The sequence below is a fragment of the Luteolibacter ambystomatis genome (assembly GCF_018137965.1).
GTDB classification, from domain to species: domain Bacteria; phylum Verrucomicrobiota; class Verrucomicrobiia; order Verrucomicrobiales; family Akkermansiaceae; genus Luteolibacter; species Luteolibacter ambystomatis.
Map to the genome: position 1 here is coordinate 955,701 of NZ_CP073100.1, position 20,561 is coordinate 976,261.

Genomic DNA, 20,561 nt, shown 5'->3' on the forward strand with positions numbered 1-20,561 from the left:
CTCACCCGTTCACCAGACAATCCGCGAGCAGCACCCGTGCCTTCGCATTGTCGCTGGTGGAGAGGATGACCGTGGCCCAGCCCTGGTCGCGGCGGACGAAGCGGATGGCGCTGATGTTGATCTGCGGCTCGCGGAAACGGGCGGCGATGCGGGCGATGGCACCCGGTTGGTCTTCGATGCGGATGACGAGGACTTCCTCGCTCATGGCGTGGTACCCGGCGGCGGTGAGGACGCGCAGAGCTTCGTCATACGGCTCGGCTTCGAGACGGATGACGGCGTGCTCATGATCGTCCGTGCCATCGATCTGGAGGATGTTCACACCGCGTTCTGCGAGCAGGCCGGTGATGTCCGCGAGGATGCCGGGACGGGTGGCGGGAACGAGGATGAGGATCTCTTTCATGGAAGAAGTGATCAGAGAAGAGAGATGGGAAGGGAATCGGGAGAAGACCGAGGATGGAAAGGATTGGGTGGGTCGGCACTGCCCGAACTGTTACCAGTCCGGCTACGAAGAGAGGCGGCGACGTCGGCGACAACCTGGTCGACGGTTTCGCGGGTGACGTGGGGCATGGTGATGAGGTGGGCGATGTGTTCGTGCGGAGCGATCTGCCAACGGCGGATGACTTCATCGCCCGGGCGGGGAAAGACGACGGTGATGGAGTTTTCATGCCGCCAGGCGGGAAGTCCGGCGGCGTGGAAGCGGGCGATGGCATGGTCCGCGACTTCCAGACATCCGGCGACGCGCTTGCGCATTCCGTCCTCGCCCCAGCGCTGGAAGGCACTCCACAAGACTAGCGGGCCGAGCGCGCTGCGGCTGCCGAGGATGGTGGTGTCCATGACGCCGACGTATTCCACGCTGCGGGCGACACGCTCGGTGTGGGAACGGCGGGCGAGGACGACACCACAGGGGACGGGACTGCCGGTGAACTTGTGGCCGGAGACGGCGATGGAGTCGATGCCTGCATCGAAGCCGAAGGGCTGCGGCCGCGCGACCCATGGCAGGATCATGCCGGAGAGGGCCGCATCCGCGTGGATGTAGTGGCGGGTGATGGCGAGTTCCTTGAGGATGGAGCGGATCTTGACGAGGTCATCCACCGCGCCGTGCATGGTGGTGCCGATGTTGGCGAAGAGGATGGGCGGGACATCGCGGTGGAGGCGGAGGGTTTCGCGGAGATCGTCGTAGTCGATCTCGCCGTTGTCCTGGCCGCGGATCATGATGCTGCGCGCACCGAGCACGCGGACGATCTTCGCGGCGGAGTAGTGGGTGTGCTCGGAGAAATAGACGACTCCCTCCGGGAAGAGTTCACGGGCGAGGTAGAGGCCGTAGAGATTGCCCTCGGTGCCGCCGGAGGTGACATAGCCCCAGGTTTGATCGACGGGGGCGCGGAGGTGTTTCTGGAAGACACCGATGACCTCGCGCTCGAAGGGGAAGGAGTTTTCCCGGTAGATGGAATCCGCGAAGGGATCTCCGCAATTATTCAGCGGATAGCGGAGAAAAGGGGCGAGCTCCGGGTAGTCGAAATCCTGACTGCAGGGGTAACCGACGAGCGAAGGTGAGATCTCCGTGATGTGCTGGTAAAAGGCCTCCAGTCGTGTCCGCGCCTCAGGTGGCAGAGGCGGCATGGGCAGAGGGCCGGAAAGGTCATCCATCGACCATGACTATGCACCCGGATGCAGGGAAAGGGAATGCGGAATGATGCGAGACGAAGGCTCGATCTCACAATCCCGCTTCCGCGAGGCGCTCGGCCATTTCGGTTTTCTGGAGTTCGTGGGTGAACTCGAAGAAATCGCCGTCGAGGATGCCGGTGAGGTTGTGCGAGGTGTGGCCGATGCGGTGGTCGGTGACGCGCGATTGCGGGAAATTGTAGGTGCGGATTTTCTCCGAACGGTCGCCGGAGCCGATGAGCGAGCGGCGGTGGGCGGAGTGGGCGTCCTGTTGCTCGCGCAGCTTCATCTCATAGAGCTTGGTGCGGAGGATCTGGAGGCCCTTTTCCTTGTTCTGGATCTGGGAGCGGCCGTCCTCGCAGCGAACCATGATGCCGGTGGGGAGGTGGAAGATCTGCACGGCGGACTCGGTGCGGTTCACGTGCTGGCCACCGGCACCGCCGGCCCGGCAGACCTCGATGCGGAGGTCGTCCGCCTTGATCTCGACATCGACTTCCTCGGCTTCCGGCATGACGGCGACGGTGACGGTGGAGGTGTGGATGCGGCCTTGTGCCTCGGTGGCGGGGACGCGCTGGACGCGGTGGACGCCGGATTCGTACTTGAGGAAGCGGAAGACCTCATCGCCGGTGATCTTGAGGATGACTTCCTTGAAGCCGCCGACTTCGGAGGGACTGCTTTCGAGGTGCTCGGCTTTCCAGCCCCGGAGTTCGGCGTGGCGCTGGTACATGCGCATGAGTTCCGCGGCAAAGAGAGAGGCCTCGTCACCACCGGCACCGGCGCGGATTTCCAGCATGGCATCCCGGTCCTCGTTGGGATCGGCGGGGAGGAGGGCGTATTGGAGGTCCTCGGCGAGCCGGGCGCTTTCCTTTTGGAGGGCGGGGATTTCCTCTGCGGCCATGGCGGAGAGGTCGGGGTCCTCGCTCTTTGCCAGCTCCTCGTTGTCGGCGAGCTGGCGCTGGATGTCCTCGTGGCGCTCCCAGAGGTCGAGGGTCTGGCGGAGCTTGCGGTGCTCGCGGAGGAGTTCGGTGGCGAGCTTCGGATTCGAGAAGAGATCGGGATTGCCTACGGCGGCATCGAGTTCGTCGAAGCGCAGGCGGCGTTTGGCGATGAGAGCGGAGTAATCCATGAAACGGGAAAGGCGGAGCCCGGTGGCGGGGGAAGGATGAACAGCGAATGGACGCGAATCCACGCGAATGTAGCCGAAAGCTCTGCTTTCGATCCCGGGGACGGGGCTGAACGGCAGGGTGGGGTCCATCCACGCGGAGGGAAAGCTGGAGCTTCCCCCTGCATCGACAATTTCCGTGGACGCGCGCGAGGTGCTCCGCATCTATTGTGGGATGGTGGAACGCGATTGGACACGACGCGGTTTTGTATCGGCGACCACGCGGGGCGCGTTGCTCGGGGCGGGGAGTCTCGGGTTTCTATCGCGGCTGCCGCTGGTGTCCGCAGAGGAGGCGAAGGTGGATCCGCGGATGGTGCGGTTCCTGCCGGAGATCGAGCCGCTTGTCCGCCTGCTGGAGGACACGCCGCGCGAGCGCCTGCTGGAAGAGGTGGGCATGAAGATCAAGGGCGGCACGACGCATCGCGAGATCCTCACGGCGTTGTTGCTGGCAGGCATCCGCAATATCCAGCCGCGGCCGGTGGGCTTCAAATTCCATGCGGTGCTGGTGGTGAACTCGGCGCATCTCGCCAGTTTGAATTCGCCGCCGGGCGACCGTTGGCTGCCGCTGTTCTGGGCGTTGGATCAATTCAAGTTCTCGCAGGAAAGAGACAAGCAGGAGGGCGATTGGACGATGGAAGCGGTGAAGGAAGCGGATGTGGCTCCCGCGGATCAGGCGGTGGAGCGTTTCCGCAAGGGGATGGACGCGTGGGATTGGTCGGTCGCGGATGGTGCGGCAGCCGGGGTGGCGCGGAGCGTGAGCACGCAGGCGGCGTTTGATCTGTTCTGCCGCTACGGCGCGCGCGACTACCGGGACATCGGCCACAAGGCGATCTATGTTTCGAACAGCTGGCGGCTGTTGGAGACGATCGGCTGGCAGCACGCGGAGCCGGTGTTGCGTTCGCTGGCGTATGCGATGCTGGAATTCTCCGGCGCGAATCCATCGACGAAGGATGTGCTGGCGGATCGGCCGGGGCGGAAGAATGAAGAGCGGCTCAAAGAGCTGCGTACGACCTGGAACAGCGGCGAGAACCGTGCCGATGCGGTGGGGGAGATGATGAAGGTGCTGCGTGCCGGGACGTGGGATGATGCTTCGGCGAAGGTCGTGGCGCTGATCAATGGTAGCTGTAGCCCGCAGCCGGTGTGGGACGGGATGTTCCAATTCGCGGGCGAGCTGCTGATGCGCTCGCCGGGGATCATCACGCTGCACGCGTCCACGACCACGAACGCCCTGCACTATGCCTTCCAGCATGCTAGGGATGATGCGACGCGGCGCTTCCTGATGCTCCAGAACGCATCGTTCCTCACACTGTTCCGCGATGATGCGGAGGTGAAGGGCGGGGTGGAGATCGATACGTTCGAGGCGTTGCCAGCGGAGCTGAAAGGCGAGGAAGCGGTGGCGGAGATTTTCGTGGGGCTGGCGGAGGACCGCATGACGGCGGCGCGGAGGACGCTGGGGTATCTGGATGCGGGAGGGAATCCGAAGTTGTTCACGGACGCGGCGCAGCGGTTGATCTATCTGAAGGGGACGGACTCGCACGACTATAAGTATAGTAGCGCGGTGATCGAGGACTTCGGCGGGCTGTCGCCGGCGTGCCGGAACCGGTTCCTGGCGGCGAGCACGCATTGGCTGAAGGGATCGTCCATCGCGGACAGTCCGCTGGTGGCGCGGAGCCGGGCGGCGTTGTGAGGGAGGCGGAAGCTGGGCTTTCGGCCGTCAATCCGGTTGCGACTCCACACTGCCTTTCGCCGCCCCTACGGGGCTCAGAGGTTCACTTCTTCGCGCGCTGCTGACGGACCGTTGCCCCTTCCCGTAAAGCGCTCATCACGCACGCGAAGCCAAGCTTCGCGCTACCTATCCTCCGGATGCGTCGTCTTGAAGGCATAGGCCGCGACCACGGCTCCCAGCACCTGCGGCAGGAAGTGCAGCCAGCAGTCGCCGATGCGGAGCTTTCCGATCACGAGCAGCATGGTGCTGACGGCGGGATTGAACGCCCCGCCGGAAATGCTGCCGACCGTGATCGCGCCAACGAGTACCGTGAAGCCGATGGCGAGGCCGTAGTTGGAGTTTCCGGAGGTGGCTTTGGCAGTGGCGGTGCTCAGCACCACCCAGGCGAGGGCGAAGGTGAACAGCAGTTCCGAGATCAGGGTGGGCGTGCTCTTCAGCGCCAGAGGATCGACTCCCTGCCCGGGGACGAGCGCCTTCGCGACGAAGACGGCGGCCACTCCGGCAAGAAGCTGGACGACAATGTAGGAGATGAGGTCCTGCAATGAACTGCGGCCGCGCAGATAGACCGCGAGCGACACCGCCGGATTGTAGTGGGCGCCGGAGACATGGCCGCCTGCGTAGATCATCACCATCAGTACCGAGCCGATGGCAAAGGGGGCGTACGGCGTGCCGGTGCCGAGCACTGCCGCCGTGGCGACGGTGAGTGTCAGAAAAAACGTGCCGATGAATTCAACCAGAAGCTTTTTCATGCATCCCGATGTTAGATCGGCGGGATGATCCGATGCAAGCTCCGGAAATAAAACGACCGCGATCCCAAGGGGAACGCGGTCGTTTTGGAAAGATATGTGCCCTGCGGCTTGCTTACTTGGAAGCGGCGGTGCGGGACTTGCGGATGATGCTGGCCACGGTTTCGGAGGCCTGGGCACCCACGGCGAGCCACTTGTCGGCCTTCTCGAGGTCGAGGTCGTAGTTGGCACCTTCCTTGAGCGGGTCGTAGGTGCCGATCTGCTCGATGTAACGACCGTCACGGCGCTTGCGGCTGTCCACAGCGACGATTTTGTAGTACGGGCGGTCCTTGGTGCCTTGGCGATTGAGTCGGAGAGCTACGGCCATGTCAGTGGGTCGTTCGGAAGATGCCCGGAGACGGGCGGGCGCGGAAATTGCACCGACGCCCCCGGCTTGCCAAGCAGAAACTGCCGGGAAGTGACGTTTTTGTGAATAACTTGCTTCCGCAGGTCCGGATCGTGGGCTGGAATCCGGCCCCATGGAAGTCCGATCCCACGCCGCGCAGGTTCCTTTCACCACCAAGGATGGCTCGACCATCCGCAGCCTGCTGGATCGGGCGAATGCGCCGGTGGAGAACCAGAGTCTGGCGGAGGCAACCATTCCGGCGGGTGGTGCGACCGAGCGGCACTACCACCGCGCCAGCGAGGAATTTTACTACCTGCTGGAAGGGCGGGGGATCATGGAGATCGATGGCGAATCCCGGGAGGTGGCCCCCGGCGATGCGATCCTGATCCCGGCCGGGGCCTGGCACCAGATCACGGCGGTGGAGCCGCTGCGGTTCCTGTGCTGCTGCGCGCCTCCGTACGCGCATGAGGACACGTTTTTCGAGTGAGAGAATGTAGGGGGAAGCTCCAGCTTTCCCGATGGGGGTGGAGGTCGGTTGGCCTGACAGCCGCCGCCAACGGAGCTGACGGATACCATTCGAAAGCGGAGCTTTCGACCACATTACTGGAAAAACGACAGCCCCCGGTCCTTTCGGAACGGGGGCTGTGGGGAGAAAGCCGCTGGAGGCGGGAGCGTTTACTTCAGTTCCTTGATCCGCAGGTTGCGGAAGGAGACGGCATCGCCGTGTTCCTGGAGGCAGAGGTGGCCCTTCGGCTCCTTGTTGAAGGAGGGCCAGTTGGCGAATTTGGACTTGGCGAGCAGTGCCTTGCCCTCGTCCGAGGCCATGTCGATGTCCGCGCTGGTGTTGCCGTTGATGGTGAGGGTGACCTTGGTGCCGACGACCTTGATCGAGCCATCGCTCCACTCGGTGACGGGCTTGGCCCATTCCTTCTTGCCGGGGATGATGTCGTAGAAGTTGCCGGCGATGTTGCCCTTCTTCAGCTCGTGCTCGTAGCCGGTGCCGAGGGAATCGAGGATCTGGTATTCCGGACCGGTTTCGTAGGGCTGGCCCTTGGCCTCGGAAACATGCCACATGATGCCGGAGTTGCCGTTCGCGGCGATCTTGAACTGGAAGCGGAATTCGAAATCCTTGAACTCCTCCTTGCTGATCAGGTTGCCGCTGCCCTTGACGATCGAGATCGCGCCATCGGTGACGGTGGTCTTGTCGGAGGGTTTTTCCTCCTTGTAGTTGCGCCAGCCATCGAGGGTCTTGCCGTCGAAGAGGAGCTTGAAGCCATCTGCCTTCTCCTGGGGTGTGAGCTGGTTCGGCTCAGCAGCCAAGGCGGGCAGGGCGAGGGCGAGGAAAAGAAACGGGATCTTCATGCAATGCGTGTGCGTGGGTTGGGTTGTGTTTGTTAATAGCAAGAACAAGCGCGCGTGACCAAACGGTCCCGCGCGCCTGCGATCTTTCAAAGTTGCACGTGATTTCAACCGAGGACGTCGTCCATGGCATCGATCAGCTCCTGCATGGTCTCGCGGGTCTCGTTGCCCATGTTGGAGATGCGGAAGGTGAGGCCCTTGATCTTGCCGTAGCCGCCGTTGATGACGAAGCCGTGCTTCGACTTCAGGTTCTTGATGAAGCCGGACTGGTCGAAGCCTTCCGGGGTATGGAAGCAGGTGAGCGTGAGCGAGCGGTTGCCCTCGGGAGCGAAGTTCTTGAAGCCGTGCTTCCCGCCCCACTCGGCGATCATTTTGTTGTTCGCCTTGTGACGGGCCACGCGGTTGGCAAAGCCTTCCGACTTGATGTTGGCGAGGATCTGCTGGAGGCCGAAGAGCAGCGAGATGGCCGGGGTGGAGGGCGTGTTGTTCGCCTCGGCGTTCTTCGCGAACTCGAGGAAGTCGAAGTAGTAGCCGCGGTTCGGCTGGGCCTTGGCGCGGGCCATGGCGGCCTCGGAAACGGCGAACACGGCGAGGCCTGGTGGCAGCGCCAGCGCCTTCTGGACACCGGCGAGGGTGACATCGAGGCCCAGTTCATCCGCGTTGATCGGGGTGCCCGAGAGCGAGGACACGGTGTCCACGATCAGCAGCACGTCCTCGAAGGACTTCACGACCTTCGCGATGGCGGGGAGGTCGTTCATCACGCCCGTGGAGGTCTCGTTGTGGATGAGGGTGACGGTGTCGAAGCCGCCTTCCGCGAGCTTGGCGCGGACGGCTTCCGGATCGATGGCCTCGCCCCATTCGACCTGGATCTTGTCCGCCTCGAAGCCGCACTTCTTCGCCACGTCGAACCACTTGTCCGAGAACGCGCCGCAGCAGAGGGTGAGCACCTTCTTGCGGACCAGGTTGCGCAGCGAGGCCTCCATCACGCCCCAGGCGGAGGAGGTGGAGAGGAAGACCGGGCGGGTGGTGCCGATGATCTCCTGCAGGCCGGGCTGGAGCGAGGCATAGAGGGCTTCGAACTCGGAGCCACGGTGGCCGATCATCGGCTGGCTCATGGCGGCGTAGGTTTCCTGCGAAACGTCGATCGGTCCGGGGATGAAGAGTTTGGGCATGGATGAGACGTGGTTGGTAGGTGTGGTTGGTGGCGTAGGAGGAAAAGGGTCAGTCTTCGTAGATCATCTGTTCCATGCGGATGGTCTGGGCGCGTTCGGCGGCCTCGGCGGCGCGGGGGCCTTTGAAGGAAGCGATCTTGCTGGCGATCTTCATGGCGGAGCGCCACTTGCCGGCGTCCTCAAGGAGTTTCAGGGCGCGGAAACCGCAACTCTCGAACCATTTCCATTCGGCAGGCGGACGGTCGTTGGTGCCTTGCAGTACGGCCACGTAACACTCCAGGGCGCTGCCGGCGCGAGTGCCGCCATCCGGGCCGGGGAGGTGTTCGAGGGTCATGCCGCGCTGGTATTGCAGGCGGTTGACGAGAGCGGGCTGGTTTTTTGCTTCGGCAAGAAGTTGATCGTAGATGGCCAGTGCGGAGGCGAGCGAGGCGGGCTTTTCCACGCCCTGTGCGTAGAGGGCGTCTCCCAGCAGCAGTCCGGCCGGGATCCTCAGCGGATCGCCGGGTTTCAGCGAGGCGAACCACGGCTGGAGCTCCGTGATGGCCTCGTCCAGACGGGAGAGGTCGATGAGCAGGCTGGCGTGTTCCAGCCGGGCCAGGGGGCCGAGCGAGTCATTGCGGTCGATGATCTTCGAATACAGCTTGAGGCTTTCCCCGCGGGATTGGTCGGTGGCTCCCAGAGCGGCCGCACGGGCGGCCAGCATCAGTGCGGCTGGTGCGGCGGGGGAGTTGGGAGACGTATTGGCCAGCCGTTCCAGAGTCAGACGGGAGTTGTGATAGTCCTCGTTGCGGAACTGATTGCGGCCGAGGATCAAGGTGGCCTCAGCGACCGCAGGGCTGTCCGGGAAACTACCGAGATAGCCCCGCGCCGCCTGAATGGCCGCCTCCGGGGATTCCGCCTGGTCCGCGATCTCCAGCCGCAGCCAAGCCAGACGCTCCGCCGGGATGCTCTTCAACAACGCGGCGTCCGATTCCAGAATGCCCAACTGCGCTTTGGCAAAGGTAGAGTCCGGCGGGTGCATGCGCAGGGCTGCGGAAGCGGCGGTCAGCCGTGCCTCACCCGCGCGGGGGTGAGCCGGGTGGGTGGAAAGGAACTGCTGAAGTGCCTCGCAGCTCTTGTCCGGTGAAGGTTCTACCAGTGCGCGCTCCAGATCCAACTCGCCGCGGATGCGGGCATCCCGCTCCGGATGCCCGGTCGATGGAATGGCAGGGAGATCGCCGTCCTGCAGGCGGACCAGCGCGGTATTGAGCGCCGCGACATCGCCGGAGCGATCCGGCAGCAACTCGCTGGCCTGGTTGAACAGGGCGGCGGCGGCATCGGGATTTCCCCGATCGTATTCCGCGCGTGCTTCGGCGAATGCGGCTTCGCCCTTCAACTGCGGGGAATTCGCCGTCTTCAACACCGCATCAAAGGCGACGAAAGCTGCCTCCAGGTCTTTCTCCAGCAGACGCCAGCGTCCGACCTGCAGCAGCGCCCTCGGCACCAGGAAATGGCCCGGGTATTCCCAGCGCAGGCGGGTCATGAGGTGGTCCGCCTCATGGGTGGAATCCGGCGTGCCGGTGCGGTAGAGACCAATGGCGCGGGTATAGAGAGAAAAGGCGGCGAGGTCATTGGCGGTGGTCTGCGCGGGCTTCGCGGCCGGGACCGGCCAAGGATCATTGGCACCGGACAGGTCCTTGGCTGGATCACCTTCGATGGGGGTGGGGATCACGCCGCGGAAGGACGGCGCGTTTGGCGGAATCCAGTCCTTCAACCGCTCCATGATCGTGTCGTCCGGTGCGGGCTGGTCTGGCAGCCACTGGAGCAGGCGCTTGAAGATCGGCTCCAGCATGGGCAGGTCCTTTTGTTTCTGGATCTCATCCAGCAGCAGGGTGGCTGCGGCCTCCTTGCCCTCCGAAACAGCGGTGGCATCCGCCAAGCCGATCACAGCGGCGTAGTAGCGCGGGCGGGATTGTTTCTCCGCCTGCTGCTTGAGCGCGGTGAAGGCGGTGACCGCCTCGTCCGCCTTGCCCTCGGCAAGCAACAGGGTGGCATCGAGGAACGAACGCTCGGCCAGATCGGAACCCTCCAGTCCTTTGGCCGGGGGCAGCAGCTTGCGCGCCTCGGTGGTTTTGCCTTGGTCGATCAGCAGCGAGGTCTGGCGCAGCTTCGCCTGCCGCACCATGGAGGGATCGCTGGAACGGGCCAACACCTCCAGCGTGCCGCGTGCGCCATCCTGATCCCCCAGCGACAGCTGGAGGCTCGCGCGGGTGAGCAGCGCCTGGTTGCGGAAGGCGGCCTTGGGATTGTCCATTGCCGGGACCAGACCTTCGACCGCCTCATGGTATCGACCCAGACCGGCGAGGGCCTGCGATTTCCAGAAATAGGTCTCCGGATCATTGGCGAAGGCGGGGTCCGCCAGTTTCTTCAACGCTTGGTCGGAGCGGTCCCCGCGGATCCATGCTTCCAGCCGCTTCGTCTCGATTTGATGGCGGTCGGCGGGAGCAAGATCGGGTGTTTTGAGCGCTTGTTCGAACCGCTGGTCGGCCACGTCCCACAGCTCGGCATCGAGCGCCTCCATGCCCTGCCGCCAGAGAGGTTGGTCACGCAAGGCCGTGGCTCCCAAGGCCGGGAGAGCGGCGAGAATCAGGAAAAGTGACGGGCGGACGGGCATCGGACGGGGCGACCCTAGGCCGAACCCGCGCGGCTGGCCAGCCGAGATGCGGGTCGGCGGGACGCGGGGCATTTCAGGATTCCCGGGCGAGCAACTGGCGCAATTCCGAGGCGGTTACCCCCAACTCGATCGAGGCTTCCTTCAGGTCGCCATTGGCTCGCTCCAGCACGCGGCCCGCCATCTCACGGCTGACCCAATCGATGAGATTCGTCCCGGTGGGGGCGGCATTGAGCAGGCGGTCCATGGACTCCGCCACCGTATTCCGCATGGCGGAGGGGGCGGCGGCCAGCGGGATGTCCGCGGGCAGCAGGATGCTGGAGGAGGAGAGGGCGCAGGCGCGGGCGATGGTGTTCTCCAGTTCGCGGACATTGCCCGGCCAGTTGTGGAGCTGGAGCGCGGCCACGGCCTCCGCGGTAAGGCGGATGCGGGCCATGCCGTTTTTCCGCGTGATCTTCTGGAGGAAGAACTCCGCCAGCAGCGGGATGTCCTCGCGGCGCTCGCGCAGCGGCGGGATGCGCAGCTCCACCACGTTCAAGCGGTAGTAAAGGTCCTCGCGGAAACGTCCGGCGGCGACCTCGGCGACGAGGTCCTTGTGGGTGGCGGCAACCACGCGCACGTCCGTCTTCAGCGTTTCATTCGAGCCGACGCGGGAGAAGGAGCCGTCCTGCAGCACGCGCAGCAGCTTCACCTGGATGGAAAGCGGCATGTCGCCGATCTCATCCAGGAACAGTGTGCCGCCATCGGCCTGCTCGAAGCGGCCCTCGCGCTTCGCGATCGCGCCGGTGAAGGAGCCCTTCTCATGGCCGAAGAGCTCGCTTTCCAGCAGGTTCTCCGGGATCGCGCCGCAATTGATGGTGATGAGCTCCTTGGTGCGGCGCGGGCTGTATTCGTGAATCGCCTTCGCGACCAGCTCCTTGCCGGTGCCGCTTTCGCCGGAAATCAATACAGGCGCGTCCGAGCGGGCGACGCGGCCGACCATCTTGAAAACATCCTGCAGGGCGCGGGAAACGCCGATGATCTTCACGCGGCCATCCACGGTCGGCAGTTCCGCCACCGGCTCCTCCGCGCTGCGGCGGTCTTCCAACGTCTGGAGCGCGGACTCGACCACCGGGCGCAGCTCGAAGGGCAGCGCCTCCTTGCGCAGCACGTCGTGCGCGCCGCGCTGGGTGGCCTCGATCACCTGGCCGGTGGTCGGGAAGCCGGCGGTGAGCACCACCAGCGTGTGGGGGCTGATCTGGCGGATCTGCGTGAGCAGCTCCAGGCCGTCGAAGGGCTCCAGTGCGATCGCCGCGATCACCACGTCCACGGCGGTCTTCTCGACCACCTTGGCGGCGTTCTGGGCGTTGTCACAACGCAGGATGCGCAGGTTGCGTGCGGACAAATGCTTCGTCGCCCAATCCAGGAAATCGTGGTCGGGATCGACGAGCAGAAGGGTTTCCTCCGTGGGGCTATCGGCCATCGTTCGCCGGGGAGTGAAGCAGGCGTGTCGAAGATGACACGCAAAAACGAGGGGATCGTTTGTTGGAGGCAGGGGTGGGGGAATGGAGTGGAAGGCTGGAAACTTATTGGGATCCAAGGAAATCAGGAGAATTTCGGGTAGAATGGGGAGGGTTGAGGGCGCGAATAGTGGATGGCGGGGCGGCTGTTAGAGAGAGAGGCGTCGCGGGCTGGATCGCCGGGTAGGCGAGGCGGAATCACGGCATCCTTTCTACTTCCCCGGCGCGGGGTGTTTGTTAGCGTGCATCCCGCCCCATGCCCGCCCGGAGGAAGACTGTGATCAAAGACTCTTCCACTTGGCTGAACATACAGGCCTAAGTAGAAAGCCATTTGCATGAACCACACTGTCTCAGAGGTTGGCCAAAATTTCAGGCGTGGATGCCCGGCTCTCCAAGCGTTGGTCGTCGGTTTTCAAAGACCACTTTCCGTGGCAACCAATCCGCTGGCTGGAGGGGTGAGATGGTTCAGGTTGGCGATGAAGCGACTTTTTGAAATGATCGATATGGCCTTTCTTTGCTCAGGATTGTCGAGTGGGGTTATTCGGTTGAATTCAAATGCTCCATGAACCTCACTGAATTCCAGAACATCACTCCGCTTGCGAACATTTCTTCGGTTCTAAAGCACGGGATATTGTCGTACACGCAGGCGGCGCGACTTCAGCATGATTCCATTGCCTTACAGGAGGTCCAAGACAAACGGGATGCGAAACAGGTTCCTGGCGGCTTGCGTTTGCATGAGTATGCTAACGTGTATTTCCATGCTCGAAATCCGATGATGTCACGCAGGAGGAATGAAGCGAGTTCGCTTTGTGTGCTGCGAATTTCGACCGACATCCTCAAGATCAGTGGAGCCGTGATCACGGATCAGAACGCAGCGAGCAAATATGTGAGATTTTCGTCACCCGACCGACTACGATTTATGGATCTTGAATACGTGTTTGCCGCGAACTGGAAGCACCCGGAGAACCAGATCGAGGAATGGCGTCATAGCAGCGCGAAGTGTGCTGAAGCATTGATTCCGCATCGAATTCCGCCAGAATACCTCATTGGCGCCTATGTTGTGGATGCCGCTGCCCAGACGCGCTTGGAAGAGATTGGCTTCGGCCTTCCCATCGTCATCGACGCAGATATTTTTTTTCACTGAGCCATGAAGCCGAATTTTCCAAACATCCGAGTTTTGATTGGTGATATGTTTGCTAGCGATATGCGCACGCTCGTGAATACGGTGAACTGTGTGGGCGTGATGGGCAAAGGGATCGCCCAAATTTTCAAGAAGGAGTATCCGACTATGTTCGAGGACTACGCGGAACGCTGCGCCCGCGATGAGGTGCGGCTGGGTGAACCCTACCACTATAAGGATTTGGGTGGGATTTCGATTGTGAATTTTCCCACCAAGGGGCATTGGCGAGCCGCTACGCGCCTCGAAGATGTGGAAGCCGGATTGAACTACTTCCTGAAGCACTTCCGGATATGGGGCGTTGAGTCCATTGCCTTTCCTCCGCTTGGTTGTGGCAATGGTGGACTGGAGTGGGCGACTGTTGGTCCTTTGATGTATTCTAAGCTGAAAGGGATCGGTATTCCTGTTGAAATTTACGCACCTTATGGCACTCCGGCGAGCCAACTGAAGGAGGATTTCCTAGGGGCAGACCAGCAATTGGAGTTTGCGGTCAAAGGTCGGCGCAGGGAGAAATTGCGCCCAGAATGGGCAGCCTTGATGGAGGTGCTTTACGATTTGGAGCACCAGCCTTATGCGAATCCCGTCGGTCGGACGATTTTCCAAAAAATATGCTATATCCTCACCAAGCAAGGGCTTGATACCGGATTTCAATTCGAGCGGAATAGCTACGGCCCGTTCGCCGACGAAGTGAAGGAGGCCATCAACGTGCTAGCCAACAACAATTGGGTGATCGAGCAACAGCTTGGCAAGATGACGGCATTGAAAGTGGGACCGGAATATGCCAAGGCGCGTTTGAAACTTGCCGAAGATCTGAAGCCATTCCGGCGCAAGATCGATAAAACAGTGGACCTGTTCAGCCGGATCAAGAACACGGATCAGGCTGAAGAGGTGGCGACAGTGATTTTCGCGGTGCAAGTGCTCAAGCACGACAGGAAGCCAGACGAAGTTAGTGAAGCCGATCTTTTCGATTACATTCTCGAATGGAAGAAGCTCTGGAGAAAGGATTTAGCCAAACAGCAGAGCTTGGCGGATGCGATCAGAAATCTTGAAATGCTAGGTTGGGTCAAATTGCAATACAGCGATTCTCTCCCTATCTCTGGATAAATCGGGCCGAAAAAATGGCGGCCGGGTGGCCGCCATTTTTGGGTTGTTGGGAATGGAATGTTGAAGCGGGAGCCGTGGCTTACTTCGGAATCTCGTTGAGGGTGTACCACGCCTCGGGGTGCCAGAGGGGTTTGCCTTCGGCGGATTTGAGGGGCTTGGCGGTGAGGTGGTGGACATGGCCCTGGGTGAGGCCTTCCACTTTGATCCGCACCTTGAGCTTGTCCGGGGAGACGGTGGCGGCGGTGATTTTCGGGGTGGTTTGATCGACCTCGGGGCTGCCGTATTTGGATTGGTAGATGTAGGTCCACGCGTCCATGGCATAAGTGGCGGGGTCGCCGGCGGTGACGGGATCGACGGGGCCGGTGAAGGTGAGTTCGAAGCCGTCCGGGCGGGCGCTCATGTCGTGGACTTCGAAGGGCGTTTTGCCGGTCCAGCGGACGCGCTCGAAGGTAAACGGCTTGCTGCCGCGCGAGGCCCAGCCGCGGTTGGTGCCGCCGACGAAGAGCGTGCCGTCCTCGGCCTGGCGCATGGGGACGATGCCGGCCTCGAAGCCTTCCAGGAAATGGAACACCGCGCCCTGGTAAAGGCCGTTGACCTTTTCGAGATTGATGCGCTGGACCTGCGAGTGGGTTTGCTCGCCGATGAGCATCTGCTTCTGCCACGGGCCGAACTTGCCGCTGCTGAGATCGCAGGCGATGCCGCTGGGCGATTGGCCGACCTTGGCGTGCGGGAGGATGACGGCGGGCGGGACGAACTCGGGGAACTTCCTGCGCTCGGTGAGGATGCGCGAGGGGTCGGCGGGTTGCGGCGGGGCGGGGAACTTGTCGCCGTGCCAGTTGTTGCCGCTCGGGTTGCCCTGGAAGGATCCGGGCTTGAGCCACTTCAGGCCGGAGGAGCCGTTCCACGGTCCCTGGTTGTCGGTGTAGAAAGCATCGCCCTCGGCATTGAAGCCGATGCCGCCGGGAGAGCGGATGCCGGAGCAGGTGGGGATCATCTCGCCCTTCGGCGTGACGCGCAGGGCCCAGCCGCGCCAGGGCGACTCCGAGGTGAAGGAGCCGGTGAGGCAGAGCAGGACCCAGATGTTGCCATCCTTGTCCGGGGTGCTGCCGAAGGCGAACTCGTGGTAGTCGCCATTGATGCCCCATTGGTCGCAGATGGTCTCGAAGGTGTCGGCGGTGCCGTCGCCATCGCTGTCCTTGATGCGGGTGACTTCCGGGCGCTGGGTGAGGTAGAGCCAGCCGTCCTTCCAGAACATGCCGAAAGGTTCGTGAAGACCGCTGGCGAACTTGCGCCAGGTGACCTTCGAGAGATCGGCATCGTAGGCTCCGTTGCAGATCCAGATGTCACCGCGGCGGTCGGCGACGGCGACCTGCTTGTCCGGCAGGAGCGCGATGGAGCCGAGCTCCATCACCTCGTTGGTGGGCGTGGGGATTTGTTCGCGGATGTAGTATTCCTCTTGTCCGGCGTGAACCCCGCTGATGAGGAGGGCGAGTGTGAGGAGGGCGGCTTTCATTTCCAGCGGTAGAGGAGGGTGGCGGTTTGGCCGGTGGCCAGGGTGAGGACCAGCTTGCCGTTCTTCGGCTTCGGTGCGGGTGGGCCGGAGGCCACGGAGGCGAGGTTGCCGAGCGCGAATTCCGTGGAAGAAATAGCCTGTACGGGCAGCGTGTCGGTGATGACCACGTCCACGGCACTGCCCTCGCCAGTGAGCGAGAGCGTGCGCACCAGAGTGCGTTCGGTATCAGAGCCACCGGCCTTGTAGGAATCGAGCAGGCGGGATTTGCCGATGCTCATGGAGAAGGTCGGGTTGCCCTTGGGATCGAGCTTGTAGCCGAGGAACTTCGCGCCTTCGGGGAGGGCTTCTCCTTTGGAAAGATTGACGACATGATCGCCTGCGGGAGGCTCGTAGCCTTGGCCGCGTTCGGTCCAGTGGTGGCCGCCGTTCATGAACTCGCCCTGCCAGATCAGTTCCGGTGCGAAGTGATCGGCGCTCCAAGCGAAATTGACGCCGCCGGGCAGGCCGATGCCGATGCCGCGGGCGGTGGTGCCCTTGATGAAGTTGCGGTAGATCGCGGCCTTTTCGGCGACGGGCTCGATCATGATGTCCGGCCACTTCGGCTTGTTCGCAGCCTTGCGGTCGGTGAGCCAGACCCAGTTCTTGTCGCCCTTCTTGCGCCAGCCGATCTGGATTTCCTCCTGGCCTTCGAACTCGAAGAACTCGACGCGCAGCTTGTGCGGGCCCTTGGCGAATTTTCCGGCGGCCTGTTTCTCGCGTCCCTGGATCGGGCCGATGCCATCGACCTCGCCGAGCGGAGTGCCATCGAGCATGAGGCGCATGCCATCATCGGCGGCGAGGTAGAACTCGTAGTCGCCATCCACGGGCAGATCGAGCACGCCTTCCCAGACCATGCCGAAGTGATCCTTTCGACCGGCTTTGGCGATCGAGATGATGCCATTGTGTTCCTCCTCGGTGGCGGCGGCCTTGATGGTATTGAAGTCCGGAAGCTTCTTCCATGTGCCGTCATAGACGTAGGAGATGAGATCCGCGACGGGCGGCTTCACATCCAGCGGATGCTGCTTGAGCAGTTCCGCGGCGGTCCATGGCGTGGTGCGGTTGGCGGTGGCGGCACGCACGGTTTTCACGCGCGAGGTTTCCACGCCGGGCGCCTTGTTGCCCCATGAGGAGCGGACGTAGGTGAGGATGGCGGCGATCTGATCGTCCGGCAGCATCGCGCCCTGCGGCGGCATTTCGAGATTCCAGGTCTTGCCGTTCACCTCGACCTCGCCGTGGAGACCGGCGATGAGGATCTTGATGGAGCGGTCCGGATTTCCGAGCGGCCAGGGCGATCCCGCGAGCGGCGGGAACTGGCCGTTCTGCGCGCCTTCGCCATTCACGCCATGGCAAGCCGCGCAGTAGGTGGTGTAGAGCTGGCCGCCATCCTGCGCCCCTGCAAGGGCGGCGAGACCGGCGGTCGCGGTGAGGATGCCCAGTGCCGGTGGCACGGAGCGGATGGATGGTTTCATGGGATGTGCGCTGAGTAGTAGCCGGTCCTCAGGCCGTGGCCTTCAGGGATGCCAGCCAGGCTCCGTAACGTGGTGCCGTGCCGCGCTCTTTCGGTTGGATGGAAGAATCCGGGTGGGAGAGCGATTCCACTAGATCCGTAGTAGATGTGCCAGAAGCGATGGCTGCACGCATGGCGGCGCCGAGGGCGGCGGAGTTGCTCACGGAAAGCCGGCTGACCGGCACGCCGAAAACATCCGCGAAGATCCGGGCGATGCCTTCATTCCGCGAGGCTCCGCCGGTGAGGCAGAGTTCCGTCGGCTTGAGGTGCATCCATTCGAGCTGGCGCAGCAGGTTGAACGCCTGGCCTTCCAGAAACGCGCGGACGCGCTGCGGGGTGGTCAGGGCGGGTTCGGATTCGATGAGGCCGCCGTGTCGCTTCGGCGTGATCTCATCGGCCACGAAAGGGATGGTGAAGGCGGTGTCCGGGAGTTCGGCGTCACCGGCTGCTTCAAATGCGGACCAATCCGCGCCAAGCTGGTCGCGGAAGGCTTCGCGCGCGAGCGATCCATTGCGGATGCACGCGAGCGTCATGTAGCCGCCGAGAGGATTTCCAAAGACATGGCCGCAGCCCTCGGGATCGGTACGCGGCTCGGTCATGGCGGCGAAGAGTGTGTCGCTGGTGCCGAGGCTCACGACCACGCGGCCCGGCGTGGCGGCACCCATGCCGACCAGCGAGCTGGGATTGTCACCGGAGAAGGGAAGTACGATGCACGTAGGAGCAAACCCGAAGCGCTTCACGAACCACGGCGAGACGGTGCCGCAGGGCTTCGAGGCCGGGCTGACGGGCGGGAGCTTCGAGGCGAGATCGGGCGCGGTGGCGTTGAGAAGATCCGTGTCCCATTCCTCGGCAGCGAGGTTCATGAGATTCATGCCCGCGCCATCGCCGGTATCGATGGGTGCGTCCGCGCCGATGAGCAGGCTGCACAAAAACGAGCTGACGAGATGGATGCGCGCGGTGTCCGCGTAGCCCTGCGGATCACGCTTGGAGAAGGCGCGGATCTGCGGGCCGGTGAAGCGCTCCACGGCCACGGATCCACTGCGCGCGCAGACGATGTCCGCACCGCCGAGCGCGGCGGCGATCTCCGCGCACTCCGCGGAGGTGGAGCCGTCCATCCAGATCGGCGAAGTCGCGCGCGAGTAGATGCCTTCGAGCTGCGGTGTCAGCGGTTGCGCGGGATCGAGTGCGGCGAGGCGATCAGCGAAGCCCGCCTTGAGATAAACACTGCCGTGCTGCTGGCCGGAGCCGGAGATGGCGACCACCTGATGCAGCGGCCAGCCTTCATCCTTCATGCGCTGCACCAGCATATCGAGCGCGGCCACCCACAGGCGCGGGTCGGCATGCACTTGTCCCTCCGGCAGGTTTCCCAGAAAGCCGCGCGGCGAGGCGTACTCCGTGAGTTCTCCGAAGGGGAGACCCAGTTCGTGGGAGACGTGGTTCGTTTCGAGATCCAGCAGGACCGCGGAGAGGCTTTGGGTGGAACTGTCGAAGCCGAGGGCGTAGGGCATGGCAGGGAGCTTTTGTTTAAAAGGAGGCCTCCCCGGCACCGCTCCGACGAGGGAGGCAGGAGGTGGAGCGGACGGGGAGGCACGTGTTGGGAGAAACCGCGAGGCGATCAGCGGACGCCCATCAGCAGTTCCATGGTGAGCTGGTCGAGCTGCTCGTAGGGCAGGCGCTTGTTGGCGAGTTCGTGGCGGTCGAAGCTCGCTTCCGCGATGGACTTCACGCTGGCCTTCGAGCTGCTCTTGAGGAGCTTCGCGATCTTCTCGTCACCGGCGGTGATCTTCTTCACCAGTGCCTGGATGTCCTTGTCGGTGTTCCAGCGCTGGGCCTTGTCGGCGAGGATTTCGTAGGTGCGCATGTTGCCGGAGGCGAACCACTTCAGGTCCTCGAAATCGCTGGCGCGGTAGGCGTGGCAGTCGAAGGAACGCGGCGCGTTGTATTTGTAATCCTCGAGGATCTTCACGAGGTGGAAGCAGTGCTTCAGGTTCGCGGAGCCGAAGCGGAAGTCCTGGTCGTAGCGGCCGAATTCCTGGTCGTTCAGGTCGATGTGGAAGAGCTTCTTCGCATCGAGCGCAGCGGCGATCTGGTGGACGAAGTTGAGGCCGGCCATGTGTTCGTGGGCCACTTCCGGGTTCACGCCGAACATTTCCGGATGCTCCAGCGTCTGGATGAAGGCGAGGTAGGAACCGGTGACGGCGTTGTAGATGTGGCCGCGGGGTTCGTTCGGCTTGGCCTCAAGGGCGAACTTGTAGCCGTAGCCCTTCTCGATGTTATAGGCGGCGAGGAGGTTGAAGGCCTGGCGGGTGTGCTGGATGGCGATGTAGGGATCCTTGTGGGCGTCCGACTCGGCGCCTTCGCGGCCACCCCAGAGCACGAAGATCTTCGCGCCGAACTCCGCACCGAGGTCCATCGCGCGGAAAGTCTTCTGCACGGCGTAGGCGCGCACGGCGGGATCGTGGCTGGTGAAGGCGCCGTCCTTGAACACGGCTTCCGTGAAGAGGTTCACGGTGGCCATCGGCACCTTGAGCTTGTTGCGCTTCAGGGCGGCGGTGAAGTCACGCTTGATCTCGGCGGTCTCGGCGGCGGTGGCGTCGATCGGGATCAGGTCGTTGTCGTGGAAGTTCACGCCGTAGGCACCGGCTTCACCCACGAGATCGCAGATCTGGGCGGGGGAGAGGTCCGGACGGGTCGGAAGACCGAAGGGGTCGCGGCCGACATTGCCGACGGTCCAGAGGCCGAAGGTGAACTTGTACTTGGGATTCGGTTTCCAGGTCATGATGGCGTTTCGGGTATTGGATTGGTGACTGTGAGCAATCTTCATGGCGCGGCCGCGGTTCGGCTCACTACCATTCATTGT

Annotated in this window: 17 protein-coding genes; 4 read left to right on the top strand and 13 right to left on the bottom strand. The window is 63.0% G+C overall.

Annotated features, from left to right (window positions below):
- Position 1: 1 nt before the first annotated feature.
- The 3 genes from KBB96_RS03665 to prfA all read right to left on the bottom strand — a co-directional run bounded on the left by KBB96_RS03665 (position 2) and on the right by prfA (position 2,788).
- Positions 2-400, bottom strand: coding sequence for an ACT domain-containing protein (locus KBB96_RS03665; RefSeq protein WP_211632400.1), 399 nt, complete (start codon positions 398-400; stop codon positions 2-4).
- An 11-nt stretch (positions 401-411) separates the two neighbouring features.
- Positions 412-1,620: a histidine decarboxylase gene (locus KBB96_RS03670; protein WP_226373637.1), complete on the bottom strand. Its 1,209-nt coding sequence runs from the start codon at positions 1,618-1,620 to the stop codon at positions 412-414.
- Between the two features lie 94 nt (positions 1,621-1,714).
- Positions 1,715-2,788 carry a peptide chain release factor 1 gene (gene prfA / locus KBB96_RS03675; RefSeq protein ID WP_211632404.1) on the bottom strand — a complete coding sequence of 358 codons (1,074 nt, stop codon included), beginning with the start codon at positions 2,786-2,788 and terminating at the stop codon, positions 1,715-1,717.
- A gap of 175 nt (positions 2,789-2,963) precedes the next feature.
- Here prfA and KBB96_RS03680 point away from each other — a divergent pair, with 175 nt between their 5' ends.
- On the top strand, positions 2,964-4,511 hold the full coding sequence (locus KBB96_RS03680) for a hypothetical protein (protein WP_226373638.1): 1,548 nt from the start codon (positions 2,964-2,966) through the stop codon (positions 4,509-4,511).
- A 161-nt stretch (positions 4,512-4,672) separates the two neighbouring features.
- Here KBB96_RS03680 and KBB96_RS03685 read toward each other — a convergent pair whose 3' ends face one another.
- Both KBB96_RS03685 and rpsP read right to left on the bottom strand, forming a co-directional pair.
- Positions 4,673-5,299, bottom strand: a complete 627-nt coding sequence (locus KBB96_RS03685; protein WP_211632406.1) for an MIP/aquaporin family protein — start codon at positions 5,297-5,299, stop codon at positions 4,673-4,675.
- A 112-nt stretch (positions 5,300-5,411) separates the two neighbouring features.
- Complete coding sequence (gene rpsP, locus KBB96_RS03690; RefSeq protein ID WP_211632408.1) at positions 5,412-5,663, bottom strand: 30S ribosomal protein S16; 252 nt, start codon at positions 5,661-5,663, stop codon at positions 5,412-5,414.
- A gap of 151 nt (positions 5,664-5,814) precedes the next feature.
- Between rpsP and KBB96_RS03695 the strand changes: the two genes are divergently transcribed.
- The gene (locus KBB96_RS03695; RefSeq protein WP_211632410.1) at positions 5,815-6,168 is read left to right on the top strand and encodes a cupin domain-containing protein; all 354 of its coding nucleotides are present in this window, start codon (positions 5,815-5,817) and stop codon (positions 6,166-6,168) included.
- Positions 6,169-6,356: 188 nt separating this feature from the next.
- Here KBB96_RS03695 and KBB96_RS03700 read toward each other — a convergent pair whose 3' ends face one another.
- From KBB96_RS03700 to KBB96_RS03715, 4 genes are all read right to left on the bottom strand, one after another.
- On the bottom strand, positions 6,357-7,043 hold the full coding sequence (locus KBB96_RS03700) for a 3-keto-disaccharide hydrolase (protein ID WP_211632413.1): 687 nt from the start codon (positions 7,041-7,043) through the stop codon (positions 6,357-6,359).
- 104 nt (positions 7,044-7,147) lie between these two features.
- The gene (locus KBB96_RS03705; RefSeq protein WP_211632415.1) at positions 7,148-8,212 is read right to left on the bottom strand and encodes a pyridoxal-phosphate-dependent aminotransferase family protein; all 1,065 of its coding nucleotides are present in this window, start codon (positions 8,210-8,212) and stop codon (positions 7,148-7,150) included.
- Positions 8,213-8,261: 49 nt separating this feature from the next.
- On the bottom strand, positions 8,262-10,865 hold the full coding sequence (locus KBB96_RS03710) for a tetratricopeptide repeat protein (RefSeq protein WP_211632417.1): 2,604 nt from the start codon (positions 10,863-10,865) through the stop codon (positions 8,262-8,264).
- Positions 10,866-10,938: 73 nt separating this feature from the next.
- On the bottom strand, positions 10,939-12,324 hold the full coding sequence (locus KBB96_RS03715; protein ID WP_211632419.1) for a sigma-54-dependent transcriptional regulator: 1,386 nt from the start codon (positions 12,322-12,324) through the stop codon (positions 10,939-10,941).
- 599 nt (positions 12,325-12,923) lie between these two features.
- On the opposite strand from KBB96_RS03715, the gene KBB96_RS03720 reads away from it, so the two are divergent.
- Both KBB96_RS03720 and darG read left to right on the top strand, forming a co-directional pair.
- Positions 12,924-13,505, top strand: coding sequence for a DUF4433 domain-containing protein (locus tag KBB96_RS03720; RefSeq protein WP_211632421.1), 582 nt, complete (start codon positions 12,924-12,926; stop codon positions 13,503-13,505).
- Positions 13,506-13,508: 3 nt separating this feature from the next.
- Positions 13,509-14,642, top strand: coding sequence for a type II toxin-antitoxin system antitoxin DNA ADP-ribosyl glycohydrolase DarG (gene darG, locus KBB96_RS03725; protein ID WP_211632423.1), 1,134 nt, complete (start codon positions 13,509-13,511; stop codon positions 14,640-14,642).
- A 79-nt stretch (positions 14,643-14,721) separates the two neighbouring features.
- Here darG and KBB96_RS03730 read toward each other — a convergent pair whose 3' ends face one another.
- The 4 genes from KBB96_RS03730 to xylA form a co-directional block, all read right to left on the bottom strand.
- Positions 14,722-16,155 carry a DUF7133 domain-containing protein gene (locus KBB96_RS03730; protein ID WP_211632425.1) on the bottom strand — a complete coding sequence of 478 codons (1,434 nt, stop codon included), beginning with the start codon at positions 16,153-16,155 and terminating at the stop codon, positions 14,722-14,724.
- Positions 16,152-17,663 (bottom strand): PA14 domain-containing protein, encoded by a 1,512-nt coding sequence (locus KBB96_RS03735; RefSeq protein ID WP_211632427.1) that lies wholly within the window; start codon positions 17,661-17,663, stop codon positions 16,152-16,154. Before KBB96_RS03735 ends, KBB96_RS03730 begins: the two co-directional genes overlap by 4 nt.
- Before the next feature lie 28 nt (positions 17,664-17,691).
- Positions 17,692-19,209 carry a xylulokinase gene (locus tag KBB96_RS03740; protein WP_211632429.1) on the bottom strand — a complete coding sequence of 506 codons (1,518 nt, stop codon included), beginning with the start codon at positions 19,207-19,209 and terminating at the stop codon, positions 17,692-17,694.
- 107 nt (positions 19,210-19,316) lie between these two features.
- A complete protein-coding gene (gene xylA / locus KBB96_RS03745; protein WP_211632431.1) occupies positions 19,317-20,480 on the bottom strand; it encodes a xylose isomerase in 1,164 nt (387 codons plus the stop codon).
- Between the last annotated feature and the right edge of the window lie 81 nt (positions 20,481-20,561).